The organism is Streptomyces sp. NPDC096046, from assembly GCF_040303285.1.
In the GTDB taxonomy this organism is placed as follows: Bacteria; Actinomycetota; Actinomycetes; order Streptomycetales; family Streptomycetaceae; genus Streptomyces.
Genome location: NZ_JBEOSZ010000089.1, coordinates 1 through 14,163 on the forward strand (window position 1 = coordinate 1; position 14,163 = coordinate 14,163).

Sequence of the window (14,163 nt, forward strand, 5' to 3'; positions counted from 1 at the left end):
CCCGTCGCGACGCCCGGCACGCACTCTCGCCGCACCGGGCGCAAGCCCAGTACACCCAGTACGAGGGCTTGCACCCGGCACGCCGAGAGCACGCAGCGGACGCCGCTCCTTGACGGGCAAACGTTGCCTGCTGCGGCACTAGTGAAGCGATGCGTGTGGTGCACTGGCCGACTCGGCCGACCACGGGCCCGAGAAGGACGGCGAAGCCGAGAGCGCCGGAGAGGAGTGTCGGGCATGTCGGCTCCTGAACGTACGGGCCGCCCCGCTGATCGGGGCAGTCTCGAACCCGATGCTCGAATCGCGGACCTGTGGTCAGAGTCCGGCCTGTCCCGTCTCAACTGATCTGGCCTGTTGACGGTGCTGTGACCTGCGACGACCAGATCAGTTGAGACGCCGGGTCGCTGGGAATCTCAGTTGGTCTGATCTAGGGAAGGTGGATGGCGGGTGACGTCTCGGTTCACCTGGTTCGGCTCCGCCGCCGTGGCCACTGGTGCGATCACTCCCGGCTCGAAAGAGGAGCGCGTAGCTCGACGCGGAGTCGCATGGAGGTGTCGATGGGCAGTCCCAAGCTGGAGTGGCGAAGATCCTTTGAGTAACGTGCGATGAGGTCCAGATCCCGCAGTTGCCGCTGCAGTTCTGAGGCGAGCGCTTCGTCCGTGTCCTCGGGGAGTTCGCCGTCCTCTTGCTCAGCCAGGTACTCAAGGTGCTGGTCGATCGCCTCGACCGCCCGGCTGCTGGTCCAGACGGCGAACTCCTGACAGCTGAACAGGTAGGCATGTGCGGCATACAACGTCGCCGCTGCAGCCGACTCGTCCGCGTCGTCCGGCCCGTCCTGGCCGTCGTTGTGGCAGTACTCGCTGAGCATGTACTCGCCGACCCCGCGCTTGACGGCCGAGAAGGCCGTCGAGTCGCCGAGGACGCCCTCCCATACGGAATTCAGCAGAGGTCTCAGACTCACGGTGAACGGCGCCTGTTCGTCCTCCGGCAGTGCCTCGTGCCAGCTCATCAGGCGTTCCGCCACGCCGGCGGCGAACACACCGCGCTCGCCGGACGACGCCGCCTTCAGTCGCTTCTCCACCAGCGCCGAAAACTCCTGCCACGTGTCCATTCGAGCCACCCCAGAGTCGCGATACCGGCGTGCTCACGCCAGCAGGCCGATCATCGCAGTCACCAGTGACAACTTCGCACACGAGCCCTCAGCGGCTGCTGCACTCACCGGCGAAGGCAGCCTCGCTGCCGGCAGGGTGTCCTGGCGGACCAGATCATCTGAGATGCCGCGCGAATCAGACGAGATGACTCGAGACCGGGACCAGGTGGGTGAGCGTCGACTTCGCGCTGATGCTCTCGCATCCGAAGTACCTGCGATTCCTGCCGCGGGGCTTCAGCGCCGGTGAGGGCGGCAGGTTTCGCGAGATCCAGACGCGGACGCTGAAGTTCAAGGGGGACACCCCGGGCGTTGAGTTCCTTACCGCTGAGCAGGTTGATGCGGCATACGCGCGGATTGCACAGCGCGGCATCGAGCACTACGCCGACCCGCATCGGCAACACCCCGGCGCGATCAATCACAACGACGGCGGACGCGGCGTGTAGTTCATGGACCCGGTCGGCCACGCCATGGAGCTCATTACCGTGCCGTATGGCGGCTGGCCGTCGTAAGCACGGGCCTCGCCCTGGCCCGGGAAGAGATCACTTCTCTGCGGGACGAACGCGACCGGCTCCGTGAAGCCGTCCGGCAGCAACTCGGTCAGCAACTCGGCCAGGTCAGCAATCGGCAGCTGACCGACCGCGTCGCCGAACTCACCGACCGAGTAGGGCAGTTGGAGCGATCCGAAGCACAGGTCAAGACCGAGGCCGAGCAGCTCAGCTCACGCGTCGCGGAACTGCAGGCCGACCTTGCGGCGGCCCGCACCACTGTGCGGAAGACGATCAGGCAGCAGGCAGGCCCACCCGACGGGCAATGACCTCGGCCGACTCGCCCAGCTGCTCGGAGGCCAAGCCCAGCAGCGGAGGCGTCAGCTCGGGGTGATTCGCCCCTACTGCCCGCCATCAGCAGCTCGGCCACCGCGAACAACTGAACCTGACGCCCTCCAGCATCGGCCAGGAGCCCGGAGAAGCGGTCTGTGATCTCCGCGGCCCACGGCGGGCTGCAAGAGCGAGTACGCCCGAAGAACGGCAACATCCCAACCCGCCGGCGCCAGCCCTCATCCCTCCCAGTCAAGAAGAACGCATGCCGGAGCGGTCAGATTCACCCAGTGCAGATCAATATCACGCGCGTGTGCCGGTTATGGCGGCAGGACCCCTCTGTGAGCGGGGGGTCTTCTCGCCTACCTTCCTTACATCGATAGTGCGGGGGTCGACGGCTTCTCCGGGGGCGCCTTCTTGGTAGAGGCCTTCGGGTTGGGCGTCGCGGTCGTGGGGGAGGAGAAAGAAGACGCGGCGGCGGTAGAGGCCGCTGTCAGGGTCGGCTTCGGCGTGGTCGTCGAGTTCGGCGTAGCCGACCATGCGGCCGTCGCGGGCGTAGCGGGGTTTGTTGCGGCGGCGGGGAGTCTTGTCGAGGGCTTGGCGGACGTAGTCGAGGTTTTCGGGGTTTTCCAGCCACACGACGTGTGCTTCGTGGGTGAGATCGCCCTCGGTCAGTAGCGAGCTCATAGCTGGTTGCCCTCCTTGGTGTGCGGGGCTGGATGGCGGTCCGCCTCGTGGTGTGGTGTGCCGCCTGTTGTTGAGCCTGCCCTGGCGGCTTCATGGTAGGCCGGGCCGGTGAGGGCGGGTAGGGGCATCTGGGTGCCCTGATGGGCGGGGTGGCGGCGCGGTGGTTCGCTGTGGTGGTGTGGGGGTTGGTTCATGAGGGTGTGTCCAGCAGGGCGAGGCCGGGGTAGTACTTGCGGCCGTTGGATTTGATCATGTCGGCGGGTGAGGCGAGGCCGACCTCTTGCCGGACGCGGGTGGCGAAGGCGCGGGCGCCGGCGGGGCGGATGCCTTCGCCGCTGCTGCACCAGGAGGCGTAGGTGGTGTAGAGGAGGCCTTGTTCGACGCGTAGGTCGGGCTGGTTTTCGAGGTCGCGGGTGCAGCATTCGGTGAGGAAGCGGCCGATGTGGTCTTCGGTGTTGGCGTACGCGGTGGTGGCGATGCGGACGCGGTCGGGGCCTTCGAGGTTGTCGCGGGTGGTGAGGTAGCGGCGGGCGCCCTCGATGAGCCACTGCAGGATGCCGGGGCCTTCGTCGCGGACGAGTTCGAAGGCCAGGTTGTCGATCTTGCGGTGGTCGGGGACAGTGCGTTCGAAGGGCAGCAGGCGGATGCGGCGCCAGAACGCGAAGCCGCCGGTGGACACTTCGGGGCGGTGGTTGCCGAGTAGCCACAGGTGGTGGGTGGGGCTGAAGGAGAAGTAGTCCTGCCGCATCCGGCGGGCTTTGATTTTGTCTCCGCCGGTCAGGAGCCGGACGCGGGCTTCGTCGAACTTGTCGTTGGGCTTGAGTTCGCTGCAGACGATGAGGCGGCGGCCGTGGAGTTCGGTGAGCTCGGTGGAGTGCTCGGAGAATGCGCCGCGGTCCATGAGGAATCCGGGTGGGGCGGCGTCGGCGTAGTCGCCCAGGACCTGGATCATGGTGTCAAGTAGGACGGACTTGCCGTTCTTGCCGTGTCCGTGGAGGAAGGGCAGGACCTGCGCGCCGACATCGCCGGTGATGGAGTAGCCGAGCAGCAGGTGCAGGAAGTTGATCATTTCCTGGCCTTCGGCGTCGTCGCCGAAGGTGTCGTGCAGGAAGCGGTGCCAGCGCGGGGTGGGGGTCTGCTGGGGGGCAACGCTGGTGGCGCGGGAGTGGAAGTCGCGGGTGGGGTCTGGTTTGCGGAGAAGGCCGGTGTTCAGGTCGACGACGCCGGCGGGGGTGCACAAGGCGTAGGGGTCGCCGTCGAGGGTGTCGGGATCGACGGAGAGGTCCGGGGATGCCTTGGCCTGGGTAAGGAGCGCCTTCATTCCGGTGGTGGACAGGGTGCGTTTTTTGTGGTGGTGGATCTCGCGGTCGCTGAACAGGCCGCGCGGGTCGCTGTCCGGCATGTCCTCGGCCATCTCACCCGCGGCCCACAGGGCGGCTTTCTCGCCTCCGGTGCGCTTCCAGCGGTAGCCGTCCCAGGAGAACCAGCCCAGGCCTTCGACGTGGCGGAACTGGTCACGGTAGAGCCTGACGAACAGTTTGGCGTTGCCGCGGTCGGTGAGCGTGCCGGGCAAGAGGGGCGGCTGCGCCCAGGAAGGGGTGGGCGAGGTAGTGGCCTGAGCCGGCAGGGCTGCGGGCGGAGGGACGGTCTGTTCGAGGTCCAGCATCTGCTGAGCGGCAGCGCTGGCGTTGAAGCGCGGGGTCTCGGCGCTGCTCATGAACGTCCTTCGAGGTGGAGCGGACGGGCGGCCCCGGCGGCGAGGGCGTCGTCGACGATGCGTTCGTTGCGGGCACTCTGCCAGGGGCGCGCAGCCTCGGCAGCCTCGAGCAGCTGGGTTCGCGCGGTGCGTTCGTCGAGATGCCCGGCTGCCGTGAGTCCTCCGGCCGTGTATGCGGCCTTGTTGAGCTTTTCGGTGAAGGCCGCGCCTTCACGCGTGGCCGCGCACTCGGCGACCTCCAAGAGCAACGGGTCCAGGACACGTTGCCCGCCGGCAGCGGTTCGGGTGTGGCGGGCACGGGGGACCCCGGGCTTGGGGCGGGCCGGTGAGCGCTGGATCACGTGGCCGGTCCTCACGAGTTCTTCGCCGAGCCATTCGGGCAGGGGGGCAGGCAGTCGGGTCGGCCCTTCGCGCAGGTAAGTCCCCTGGGTGGTGCGGGTGGTGGGGGCGACGATGTAACCGCCGTCGGCCCGTACGTCGACCTGCCATGCCAGAGCGACCTTTGAGCTGGATCCGGTCGAGCAGCGGAAACGTGTGGCCGGGTGGGGGTTTCGGTACCAGACGTGCAGACCACCGGAGGGGGTACGCACGCGCAGTGTGCTGTCGTCGTCGGCGGGACTGGGTTGCCTGCGTAGTGCCGCCAGGAGCGCGAGGGTGTCGAAGCCGGACGTCAGACCGTCCAGGTCGACAGAGTCGTGGATGGCGATGCCAGGCAGGAGGCGGTTGCGGTCGGGGACCGTCGCGGAGTGCGCGTCAATATCGATGACGATCAGGTCGGCTCCCCCGCAGGCCACGCCGACGCCCCAGGACGGCGTGCGGGACCACCAGGCGTCGATGCGCGCGGCGTTGGTCGTCGCGGCGTGGAACCCGTGACATGGACGGCCTGCGGGAAGGCAGGGGCAGTCGGCCGGCTGATGGTGCTGATCTTTGCAGTCTGCGCAGTTTCCCGCGGGCGTCTTGCGGCCCGCCGCAAGGGGATGGACAGGCCAGCCCTGCTCAGCGCACCACCGGGCAACGGCATGCGGTGTGGCAGGCCTCGCAGGACCTGCAGGCGCTCTCGTCGCGCTGGGGCCGGGCACGCGTCGTCCTTCTTCGAGGTTCTCGTTTTCCCTCAGTCCCTGACAGGCCCCAGCTGGTGCAGTGACCGCATGCTGCAGTGAGGGTCCCAAGGGACTGTAGGGACTGTGTTTCGGAAGAGAGTCTAGAACCCAAGGACGATGGCGGGCGGCAGCTCCCCCGCGTGGCGGCCGATCAGCTTCTCGAGTCCCTACGGTCCCTTGAGTCGCTCAACGGCACAACCCATGGGAAGAATGTCCGAATTGAGAGTGGCTGGAGGGACCGCAATTCGCATAACCGCCAGGCCTCAGTTCCTGCCGCGCGGCAGGAACTGAGGCCTGGCGGTGCCGTGAAACCAGGCCGGACTTATCAACCAGCAGTGCCCCAGACGGCTTCAGCCGCTGGCCCGCCACGGAGCAACAGGGACCAAGCAGCCTGCCGCAGCCCTTTGATCCCTCACCACAGTCCCTGCACATCGCCGCAGGTCAAAGGCGCAATGAACCACTTACAAGGGACCGTAGGGACTGGAATCCGCAATTATCTGCTAGCTACAACCCGTGTACATGCAGATGCGCCCGCGCGTACCTGCGCACAAGACTGGCTCATAATTCCGGACGAGAGTCCCTTGGGTCCCTTTACTGAGCCTCATGGCCGCTTGACCTGCACTTTGTCCAGGGACTGAGCAACAGGGACCGAAGACGACACAGTCACTGATCGCCAAGGTCGTTCGGTGGGCCGCTGTTTACGGAGACACCGGTGCACGCGTCACGGCTGGCTCCTGCGCTCCCGCCGGCGGATGCCGTCAACGGCATGGAGTCGGTGCTGGAGCTGCTGAAGCGGTTCGAGAAGCTCGCCAAAAAGGGCGGCACCTTCAGCATGAACCCGGAGGCCAAGCCGTATGTCTTCTACGACACCCAGCACCTGAGCATGGCCCAAATCATCGGAGGACAACCTCTGGAAGCTCGACCTCAGCACCGTCTCCGCAACGTCCTGGACCACTTGAAGACCCACCACGACGACCAGGCGCTGGTGGAGATGCCCCGGAGCGGCCTGACCACAAAGTGGGTCTTCAAAGTCGAGCGGTGCGGAGGTGGCCCCGGGCTCGTCGGGTGGTGACGCAGCGTGTCCGTAGCCGTTGGTTGTTGGCGTTGCGGAAGCCGAACGCGACGCGGGCGACGAGCTTGATGACGCGGTTGATCCCTTCGCTCTTGGCGTTGTGGTGTCCGGTGTCGATGAAGGCTTCGATCACTTGGTTGGCGCGGACAGTGAAGAGGGCATGGAGGAGCGAGCCGGCCGGACGGCTCGGCTCGTCGTCTGTTCCTCGGAGGGCTGGCGAATTACGCGAGCCCAGAGCTGCTGGGAAGCACCAGGGTCGAGTGCGTGTGGAGCGTGATGCGCACCGGTTTGAAGGTGGTGGCGTCCACCGGCGACTCACCGGTGCCGGGATTGCGGGCGTAGCGTGGGTAGGCGCCTGCACTGATCTGCCAGCGTATGCGGTGGCCGACGGGGAAGCGGTGGGCGGTGGAGCTCATCGGCACGGTGACCTGCGAGGGCGCCTGCTCGGCCGTCCGTAGCCGGCCGAACCCGTCGCAGATGTTGACGGAGCGGCCTTGTGGGTCTACGTCGCACAGGCGGGTGAAGACATCGGCGTGCCCGGTGTCCGTGGAGATACTCAGCCGTGCGGAGACGGGGCCCAGGATGTCCATGGGCTCGGTCAGTGGTGGACCGGTGAATGTCAGGACGTCGTCTCGGGCCTCCAAAGTGGCGTTGTTCCGCGGACCGGCGGTGCGGGACAGAAGTGGGCCGCCCAGCGAGGGGGTCGGGTCGGCCGGGTCGTAGCTGAACACCGCCACGGGTGAGGAGTCTGCGGGGGCCTGCTGGGTGAGATGCCCGCCGGGGATGGGGTACCACGAGGTGGCAGCCGCGGCCGGCGGCCAGTCGTCGAGGTCCCGCCAGGTGTCTTCGCCGCCGATGTGCACACGCACCGCGGTGGGACGCAGGCCGGAGGGATCGGCGTACAGGTGGGCGCGCAGCCACGCGAGGCTTTCGGCGAACACCTCGGGCCATCCTTGCCGCAGGACGGAGGTGTGGGTCCAGGGACCGACGAGCAGGGCGGTCTCACATCCGGCTCGGCGCATCCGGTCGTACTGCTCGAAAGTCTGGTCGGCCAGTGCGTCGTGCCATCCGGTGACCAGAGCCGTGGGCACGCGGAGCCGCTCCGCCGACTCCGCCAACGACGCGCCGTGCCAGTAGGCGGCCTTGGCGTCCGGGTGCGTCATCACGTCGTCCAGCCAGGGCAGTTCGCTGCCGAGGGCCGACACGTACGCGCCACGCAGGGGCCGCGCGGTGGTGACGTCGCGCAGGCGGCGCTGCAGGCGCAGCGCCGCCCTGAGGAACGGTGCCATGCCCTGGTGCTGGTAGTTCATGCCCATGCCCACGGCGAGGGCATTCTCCAGGCGCAGCGCACCGTCTGCGTGGAACAGTGCGTAGGGATCGTGCAGCCCTACTTGCACCACCATTGCCTTGAGTTCTGGCGGTGGGTCCAAAGCGAGGGCCCATTGCGCGTAGCCCAGGTAACTGGGGCCGACGGTCCCCAGTGTTCCGTTGAACCAGGGTTGCTCGCGCAGCCAGGACACCGTGGCTCGGCCGTCGACGGCCTCGTTGCGCCACAGATCGAACACGCCGCCCGAACCTCCGGTGCCGCGGCAGCTCTGCAGGATCACGTGGAAGCCCTGTTCGGCGAAGAGCAGACCGAACTGCGGTGACCACGGCAGGCCTCGGCCATAGGGCGAGCGGACCAGGAGGGTGGGGAAGTCGCCCTGGGCGCGCGGGAAGTAGTGGTCAGTGATCAACGGGCTGCCGTCGGCGGCCGGGACCGACAATCCCGGCTCCCATCCAGCCTCGTGCCGTTTCGCCGGCAGACCTCGCCAGGTCGCCCTCATCATCCGGGAAGACAGCGGCGGTTTTCCGGCGGGTGGCACCCAGGCTGGTCTGGCTACGGCATCGGGCGTGCGTGATGGCATCGTTCCCCTCCTCTATTCCAGTACGATGTACGAGAATAGTGGATGCTTGGATGACCTTGGCAAGAACCGCCTCAACAACCAGGGGAAGGAGTGGGAGGCCGTGTCCAGCGACGGAAAGTCCGGTGCCGAGAGCGTCGATCCCGAACAGCTCTGGCTGCGTCCCACCCAGCCACGCAGGGGCCGCAGGCCCTCCTTCAGTCGGGAGGCGATCACCGCGGCAGCCGTCACTCTGGCGGATGCGGAAGGGCTCGACGCGGTCACCATGCGGCGGGTGGCCGCCGAGGTCGGGGCGGGCGTCATGTCGCTCTACAGCTACGCCCCCGACAAGGAGACGCTGCTGGAACTGATGGTCGACCACGTCAGCGGCGAGCTCACGGTCACGAGCCCACCGAGCGGCGACTGGCGTGCCGATCTGAAGACCGTGGCCCGCCTGCAGCGCGCCCACATGCTGCGCCACCCTTGGCTGCCCGTCGCCTTGGCCACCCGTCGCGTTCCGGGCCCCAACACGCTGGCCTTCCTGGAACACGTGCTCGCCGTCCTGCGGCCCACCGGGCTGGACGGCGCGGCGAAACTAGAGGTCTTCGCCCAAATCACCGCATTCGTGGCCGGGCACGCTGCCCATGAGATCGCGCAGGCCGCAGTCTCACGATCACCGGACCGGGCCGCAGCCGAGGGCCGCTACCTCGCCGCTGTCGCCGCCGACGGCTGCCACCCGGAACTCGCCGAAGCCCTTTCCGCTCCGGGACGCCCCCTCACTCCCGACGCCACCTTCACCCGGTTCCTCAACCGCCTGATCGACGGTCTCGATACTGACTGATGCGCCACGGCTGTGACTGGCGTCCCGCCCGCGGCGCCTGTGAGGAACAGACCGTCGGCTTGGAGGTCCACCGCCCTGCCACCGCCAAGCCCCGCGGGATGACGTGACTGGCTCACAGCCTTTCTGCGGGTGGACGGATCTCCGTACTCGGTGGAGTACTCAGAGGAGTACGCCGACACCCTGCCCGGGTCCGCTGCGGGTTCCGCCACCTCCGCGTGAGGACCGCCCGTCCCGCCGACGTGCCCAGGCCCTCCCTCCAAGCCCGGCCCCGGACGCGCACCCGGCTCGAAGAACCGCAGGCCAGCCCCACGCCATGAGCCCGGGAAGACCGTGAAACAAATGGAAACCCTAAGCGAACACGTCCGCCTGAAAACAGCAGTGAGGTCAATGATCAAGCTGAGCTCCCTCAGCAAGCGCCTTGATGCCGCGAAGGGTGGCCTCCATTCCGGCACGCAGTTCCTTCATCCGGAAGGCGATGATCTCCTCCTCCCGGTTCGGCCAGCGCTCAAGAGCCAGCGTGACTCCGCTGCGGCCCGGCCCGATGAGAGCCGACTGCCGCAGTCGGGTCCCCCTGCCCTCGGCCGCGAGTTCGTAGCACCAGGACGCCATGGATTTCGCCGGATCCAACGTCGGTTCTCCGTATCGGCCGTCCGCATCCGTGACGACCCAGGCGAACACCCGCTGTTCGTCCAGCTCGACCACATGGGAGACGGTTCGCCACTCGCCGAGTTGCTGGTGATGGTTGTAGCCCTCGAAACACGCACCTACCAGAGGCCGTTCCGCGCCATCGAGCCAAGCGACGCGCTGTAGCTCCGGGCTGAGCCGGGCAGGTAGACGAATGTCAGTCACCAGCTCCCAGACCCGCGGCACGTCTGCCTCGACATGAACATCGCAGTGCACACTCGGGCCATCGGTACATTGCATGTCGCGCCCCCAATGTCAGTCTCCGGAATCATCCACAACCTTGATCCACTTTCGCAACAGGCCCTTTAGGCCACGACAGGTGCTACATGTTCGGTCGCACTCACGATGCGGGCACCTGCGCCGGCTGCCGCCGAGTCCAGCCACCTGAAGTGGAACTATTGCCTCCTGTGCTGGTGCCAGGCCCGCCTCAGCGCGAAGGCCGTCACCAGGCCAGTCGGCAGACGATACTGACGTGCGGGATCGGCTCGCCGCCGTCGGGCACCAGCTGGGCTTCGTCGGGATGCACTACCGCAGAAGGCCGACGCCCTCGGCACGGCGGCGCGGAGGGCAGCGGGGAGACCCGCGCAAGCAGCCGCCTGCACCCGGCCTGGCGCCCGGATGCCGGCTGGCGGCAGTTTCTGTGGTCGGAACAGACCCCCGTGACTACAGTCGGCTCACCTTGGCCGACGCCGACCTGGCCGGCCCCCGGCTGACCTGGGCGAAGTACCTCGCCCACCGGCTCGCCGGGGCCTGCGGCCGAAGGCGCAACATCCGCATCGCCGTCACCCGGGGCCTGGCCCACGTCCTCACCGGCTACATCGAGGGTGACGTCATCCGGCACACGGAGATCTTCACCCCGCTACGGGCCCTGGACCTGCCGGTCAGCCACACCATCACGGTCCTGGAGGAGATGGGGTCTGAGATTGGTAGGCGGCGTTGATCGTGTAGTCGGTGTTCGGCTGTCCGCTGTTGTGGATGGGAAGCGGGTGTCACGGGCTGTGGTCGCGTCCGTCCCGTGAGGCGAAGGCTGTGAGGGCGCCGGCGTCGGTTGTGCGAGCGTGCAGGAAGTAGTCGGCCCACTCGGTGATTTCAGGGTAGGACGATTCCTGGCCGAGCTGGGTGGCTGCGGCTTGGAGGTCGACGTGCGTGGTGCGGAGTTCGACGCCCGGGCCCAGTGTTCAGGCCCGTTTCGACGGCCAGTCTGCGCAGCTGCTTGCGTGCGGCCTCAGCCACCTGCTCACGCGGCAGGGTCGCGATCAGTGCACCGAGTTCCTCAAAGCCGTGCAAATAGCTCGCGTGGAGCAGGTCGGTGGGACTGCGAGGAAAGGTCCAGCTCCGGCAGCTGCTCATCCGCTGAGGGAAGGGGATCGTCAGCACTGCCCCACTCCGGGCTGGTGCCGCGCCTTCACGCCGCAGCGCGGTGATGGGCTTGCCGAACTGACGCGGGCTCAGCCCGGTGAAACGGGGCTATCCAGGACGGCTCCGACGCCGTGGTCACACCAGCCACACCAAGATCATCCCACTCTGGACCGTCTCGTGAGATCGAATCTTGAGCGCACGCTACGGAGCCATGAGCAGCTAGAGTGCGCGTGCGACACGATGAGGGGGCACGATGGCCAAGGTCAATATCAGTCTCGACGCCGAACTGGTAGTGGAAGTGATGGTCCTGGCTGGGATCGGCTCGCCCCAGGACGCGATCGAGGCGGTTGTGCGCGACTACATCGCCCGTGGCCACCGCACGGAGGCCCGCACCGAGCTCAAAAACCAAAATCTTCGCGAGCTCGACGTCAAGCCGCAGGAGCCGCAAGGCTGAGCCTCTGCCGCCTGCCGCCTGCCGCCGCTCAAGCTGCCTGGCGACGCATCCATGGGTCGACACAGACGGCGGAGGACAATTGCGGGACAGGCCTTAGTGCCACAGCTGTGGTGCTATCGCTGGTTGGAGTGTCTCTGATGGCATCTGAGTGATCCGCCTGTCCGCGTACGCAACGACGTTCCTAGCTAGGCCCGTACGAATGACTGCGGTCGGCTTCTGCTGGCGGGCGGCGGGTAGTTGCCGTTGACGGATCGGGCCGGCCGTACGCGTAGTCGACCGTGGTCTGCCGGAGTGGAAAAGCCTTCGACCGTTCACACGCCGATCCGGCACTCTCCTCAGCATGACCACGCCGTCCTTCATCCCCGGACTGGAACTCTCGCGTCGCTTCTACCTCGAAGCCGTGCGGCCCCTGCTGGACGAGATCGTCCCCGGGGTGACGCACTCCGCCGCCCGTCTCGGCAGCGGCTCGGAAGTCCTGGGATTCGACACCGCCCGTTCCGCCGACCACGAGTGGGGCCCCGCCTGCAGGTCTTCCTGCACCCACAGGACGTCACCCGTCACGGAACGAGGATCACGGCACTGCTCTCCGAACGCCTGCCGAAGACCTTCAGCGGCTACCCGACTCACTTCGCCGCCACCGATGAATCGGGCATCGGGGTCATGCAAACCACCGACGGGCCAGTGCATCACCGAGTCGAAGTCACCGACCTGAGCACCTGGTTCACCGCGCAACTGGGATTCGACCCGGGCCAGGGCATCACCTTGGCGGACTGGCTGGCCACCCCCACCCAGCGCCTCGCCGAGGTCACTGCCGGTGCCGTCTTCCACGACGGACTCGGCCACCTCGCACCGGCCCGAACCGCCCTCGACTGGTACCCCCATGATCTCTGGCTCCACCTGCTCGCCTGCCAGTGGCAACGCATCTCCCAGGAAGAAGCCTTTGTCGGGCGCTGCGGCGAAGTGGGCGACGAACTCGGCTCCGCCGTCGTCGCCGCCCGTCTGGTGCGCGATCTGATGCGGCTCTGTCTGCTTATGAACCGCCGTTACCCGCCCTACAGCAAATGGACCGGCAGCGCCTTCGCCCGTACCCCCCAGGCACCCGCCCTCACCCCGGTCCTCACCGCGGCCCTCGCCGCCACCGACTGGCACACCCGCGAACATCACCTCGCCCGCGCCTACGAGACCGTCGCGGCCGCACACAACCAACTCGGCCTCTCCGACCCTGTCGACCCCACCACACGGCCCTACCACGACAGGCCGTTTCAGGTTCTGCACGCCGAACGCTTCGCCAGGGCCCTGACCACCCGCATCACCGACCCGGCCATCCTCGCCCTGCCGACGATCGGCACTGTCGACCAGTTCATCGACAGCACCGACGTCCTCAGCCGCCCGGAACTGACACACGCGGCCACCCGCGCAACGGTCAGCCCTCCTTCTGAAAGCTCCGCCTTCAGGGAATAGAGGAAAAGCACGAAACCGCCTCAGCGGGCCTGGTCCAGTGCCCGGGTCAGTTCCCCGGTTAGCCGCCCGCGCGGCATCAAGTTCCTCGGTCCGTTCATCGAGGACGCCTTCGTGTTCCGCACCACGGCATCGCAGGCGCGCTGGTGCAGCCGCCGGATGGCTTCCACTCCATTGGACCGGCAGGGGCGCCCAGCTCACGGGGGATTGTCAGTGGCTGCTGCCACCATCCGGCCATGCCCATCAGCCGTGAGTACGCGCGCTCACGGTTCGCGGACCTGACGCAGAGCGCCACGGTCCCGCTGGATCCTGACGACCTCCTCCGCATGCCTGGCCTGCGGCAGCACGGCCACGTCTTCTTCGGCGACATAGCGGTGCGCTGCTACAAGCACAAGGCGCGACGTCGCCGTGCGGCAGGCGACGGTGGACATGTCCTTCGCGTCCGCCGCCGAGCTCCTGGACACGCTCCGCGGCAGTAACCCGATCGGCGCCACGTGGCTCGCCGACCTCACCGAGTCGCAGGCCGCCGAGGTCAGGCAGATCCTCGACGGCATACTCCGCGAACGCTCCGGCGGCGGACGGGGAGCCGTCCTGCACGCGCAGCTGAACATCGGCACGGGCGTGGTCCCGTAGTCCGGATGCGGTCCTCGGCCCGCGGCGAGCTCGGTACTTCGTCGAGGGACACGGGCTGCGTGTTCCACACCGCTACCTCAAGCTCTTTCGGGAGGTATGGCTCAAGCAAGGGATTCCGGATGCCGAGATCGACCGGGCTGTCACCCTTCAAGAGCTCTCTTCGTTTGTTGTTGTGACGACGGCAGGCAGGTTGCGCTCACGCGGAGGGCCCCGGCTGGGACAGTGAGCGTTTTCAGCGTTGCCTCTCCAGGGTGAGGACGGCTTTGGCGATGACGGTCATGCGGTTCGGGCTGATGCGGGATCTGCGGAAGAT

The 14,163-nt window shown here is 67.3% G+C and carries 12 protein-coding genes and 4 pseudogenes; 7 read left to right on the forward strand and 9 right to left on the reverse strand.

Features of this window, described 5'->3' with window-relative positions; all coding sequences use genetic code 11:
- Nucleotides 1-496: 496 nt before the first annotated feature.
- Complete coding sequence (locus tag ABTX62_RS36975; protein WP_352120289.1) at nt 497-1,108, reverse strand: hypothetical protein; 612 nt, start codon at nt 1,106-1,108, stop codon at nt 497-499.
- A gap of 371 nt (nt 1,109-1,479) precedes the next feature.
- Between ABTX62_RS36975 and ABTX62_RS36980 the strand changes: the two are divergent.
- Nucleotides 1,480-1,656: pseudogene (locus tag ABTX62_RS36980) on the forward strand (VOC family protein); the annotation flags it as partial.
- A gap of 609 nt (nt 1,657-2,265) precedes the next feature.
- Here ABTX62_RS36980 and ABTX62_RS36985 read toward each other — a convergent pair.
- From ABTX62_RS36985 to ABTX62_RS36995, 3 genes are all read right to left on the reverse strand, one after another.
- Nucleotides 2,266-2,649, reverse strand: coding sequence for a DUF6009 family protein (locus ABTX62_RS36985; RefSeq protein WP_279541821.1), 384 nt, complete (start codon nt 2,647-2,649; stop codon nt 2,266-2,268).
- Nucleotides 2,650-2,839: 190 nt separating this feature from the next.
- Complete coding sequence (locus tag ABTX62_RS36990) at nt 2,840-4,366, reverse strand: DNA primase family protein (protein WP_352120290.1); 1,527 nt, start codon at nt 4,364-4,366, stop codon at nt 2,840-2,842.
- Entirely contained in the window at nt 4,363-5,445 is a 1,083-nt protein-coding gene (locus ABTX62_RS36995) for a bifunctional DNA primase/polymerase (protein WP_352120291.1), read from the reverse strand. The genes ABTX62_RS36990 and ABTX62_RS36995 overlap by 4 nt, the downstream gene beginning before the upstream one ends.
- A 733-nt stretch (nt 5,446-6,178) precedes the next feature.
- Here ABTX62_RS36995 and ABTX62_RS37000 point away from each other — a divergent pair.
- On the forward strand, nt 6,179-6,538 hold the full coding sequence (locus ABTX62_RS37000; protein ID WP_352120292.1) for a hypothetical protein: 360 nt from the start codon (nt 6,179-6,181) through the stop codon (nt 6,536-6,538).
- On the opposite strand, the gene ABTX62_RS37005 is transcribed toward ABTX62_RS37000, so the two are convergent.
- Complete coding sequence (locus ABTX62_RS37005) at nt 6,492-6,857, reverse strand: transposase (RefSeq protein ID WP_352120293.1); 366 nt, start codon at nt 6,855-6,857, stop codon at nt 6,492-6,494. The two genes, ABTX62_RS37000 and ABTX62_RS37005, sit on opposite strands and share 47 nt — an antisense overlap.
- Entirely contained in the window at nt 6,760-8,364 is a 1,605-nt protein-coding gene (locus ABTX62_RS37010) for a CocE/NonD family hydrolase (protein WP_352120298.1), read from the reverse strand. Before ABTX62_RS37010 ends, ABTX62_RS37005 begins: the two co-directional genes overlap by 98 nt.
- Nucleotides 8,365-8,545: 181 nt before the next feature.
- Between ABTX62_RS37010 and ABTX62_RS37015 the strand changes: the two genes are divergently transcribed.
- Nucleotides 8,546-9,262 (forward strand): TetR/AcrR family transcriptional regulator, encoded by a 717-nt coding sequence (locus ABTX62_RS37015; protein ID WP_352120299.1) that lies wholly within the window; start codon nt 8,546-8,548, stop codon nt 9,260-9,262.
- 384 nt (nt 9,263-9,646) lie between these two features.
- Here the strand turns inward: ABTX62_RS37015 and ABTX62_RS37020 are convergent, their stop codons facing one another.
- Complete coding sequence (locus ABTX62_RS37020; RefSeq protein WP_352120294.1) at nt 9,647-10,186, reverse strand: SRPBCC family protein; 540 nt, start codon at nt 10,184-10,186, stop codon at nt 9,647-9,649.
- Between the two features lie 439 nt (nt 10,187-10,625).
- Here ABTX62_RS37020 and ABTX62_RS37025 point away from each other — a divergent pair, with 439 nt between their 5' ends.
- The gene (locus ABTX62_RS37025) at nt 10,626-10,886 is read left to right on the forward strand and encodes a hypothetical protein (RefSeq protein WP_352120295.1); all 261 of its coding nucleotides are present in this window, start codon (nt 10,626-10,628) and stop codon (nt 10,884-10,886) included.
- Between the two features lie 410 nt (nt 10,887-11,296).
- Here ABTX62_RS37025 and ABTX62_RS37030 read toward each other — a convergent pair.
- A pseudogene (locus ABTX62_RS37030) lies at nt 11,297-11,453 on the reverse strand (IS5/IS1182 family transposase); the annotation flags it as partial.
- Nucleotides 11,454-11,558: 105 nt separating this feature from the next.
- Between ABTX62_RS37030 and ABTX62_RS37035 the strand changes: the two are divergent.
- The 3 genes and pseudogenes from ABTX62_RS37035 to ABTX62_RS37045 all read left to right on the forward strand — a co-directional run bounded on the left by ABTX62_RS37035 (nt 11,559) and on the right by ABTX62_RS37045 (nt 13,850).
- Nucleotides 11,559-11,759 (forward strand): type II toxin-antitoxin system VapB family antitoxin, encoded by a 201-nt coding sequence (locus ABTX62_RS37035; protein ID WP_352120296.1) that lies wholly within the window; start codon nt 11,559-11,561, stop codon nt 11,757-11,759.
- A gap of 340 nt (nt 11,760-12,099) precedes the next feature.
- Nucleotides 12,100-13,220: pseudogene (locus tag ABTX62_RS37040) on the forward strand (DUF4037 domain-containing protein).
- Nucleotides 13,221-13,625: 405 nt separating this feature from the next.
- Nucleotides 13,626-13,850: a hypothetical protein gene (locus ABTX62_RS37045; protein WP_352120297.1), complete on the forward strand. Its 225-nt coding sequence runs from the start codon at nt 13,626-13,628 to the stop codon at nt 13,848-13,850.
- A 232-nt stretch (nt 13,851-14,082) separates the two neighbouring features.
- Here the strand turns inward: ABTX62_RS37045 and ABTX62_RS37050 are convergent.
- A pseudogene (locus ABTX62_RS37050) lies at nt 14,083-14,163 on the reverse strand (IS5/IS1182 family transposase); the annotation flags it as partial.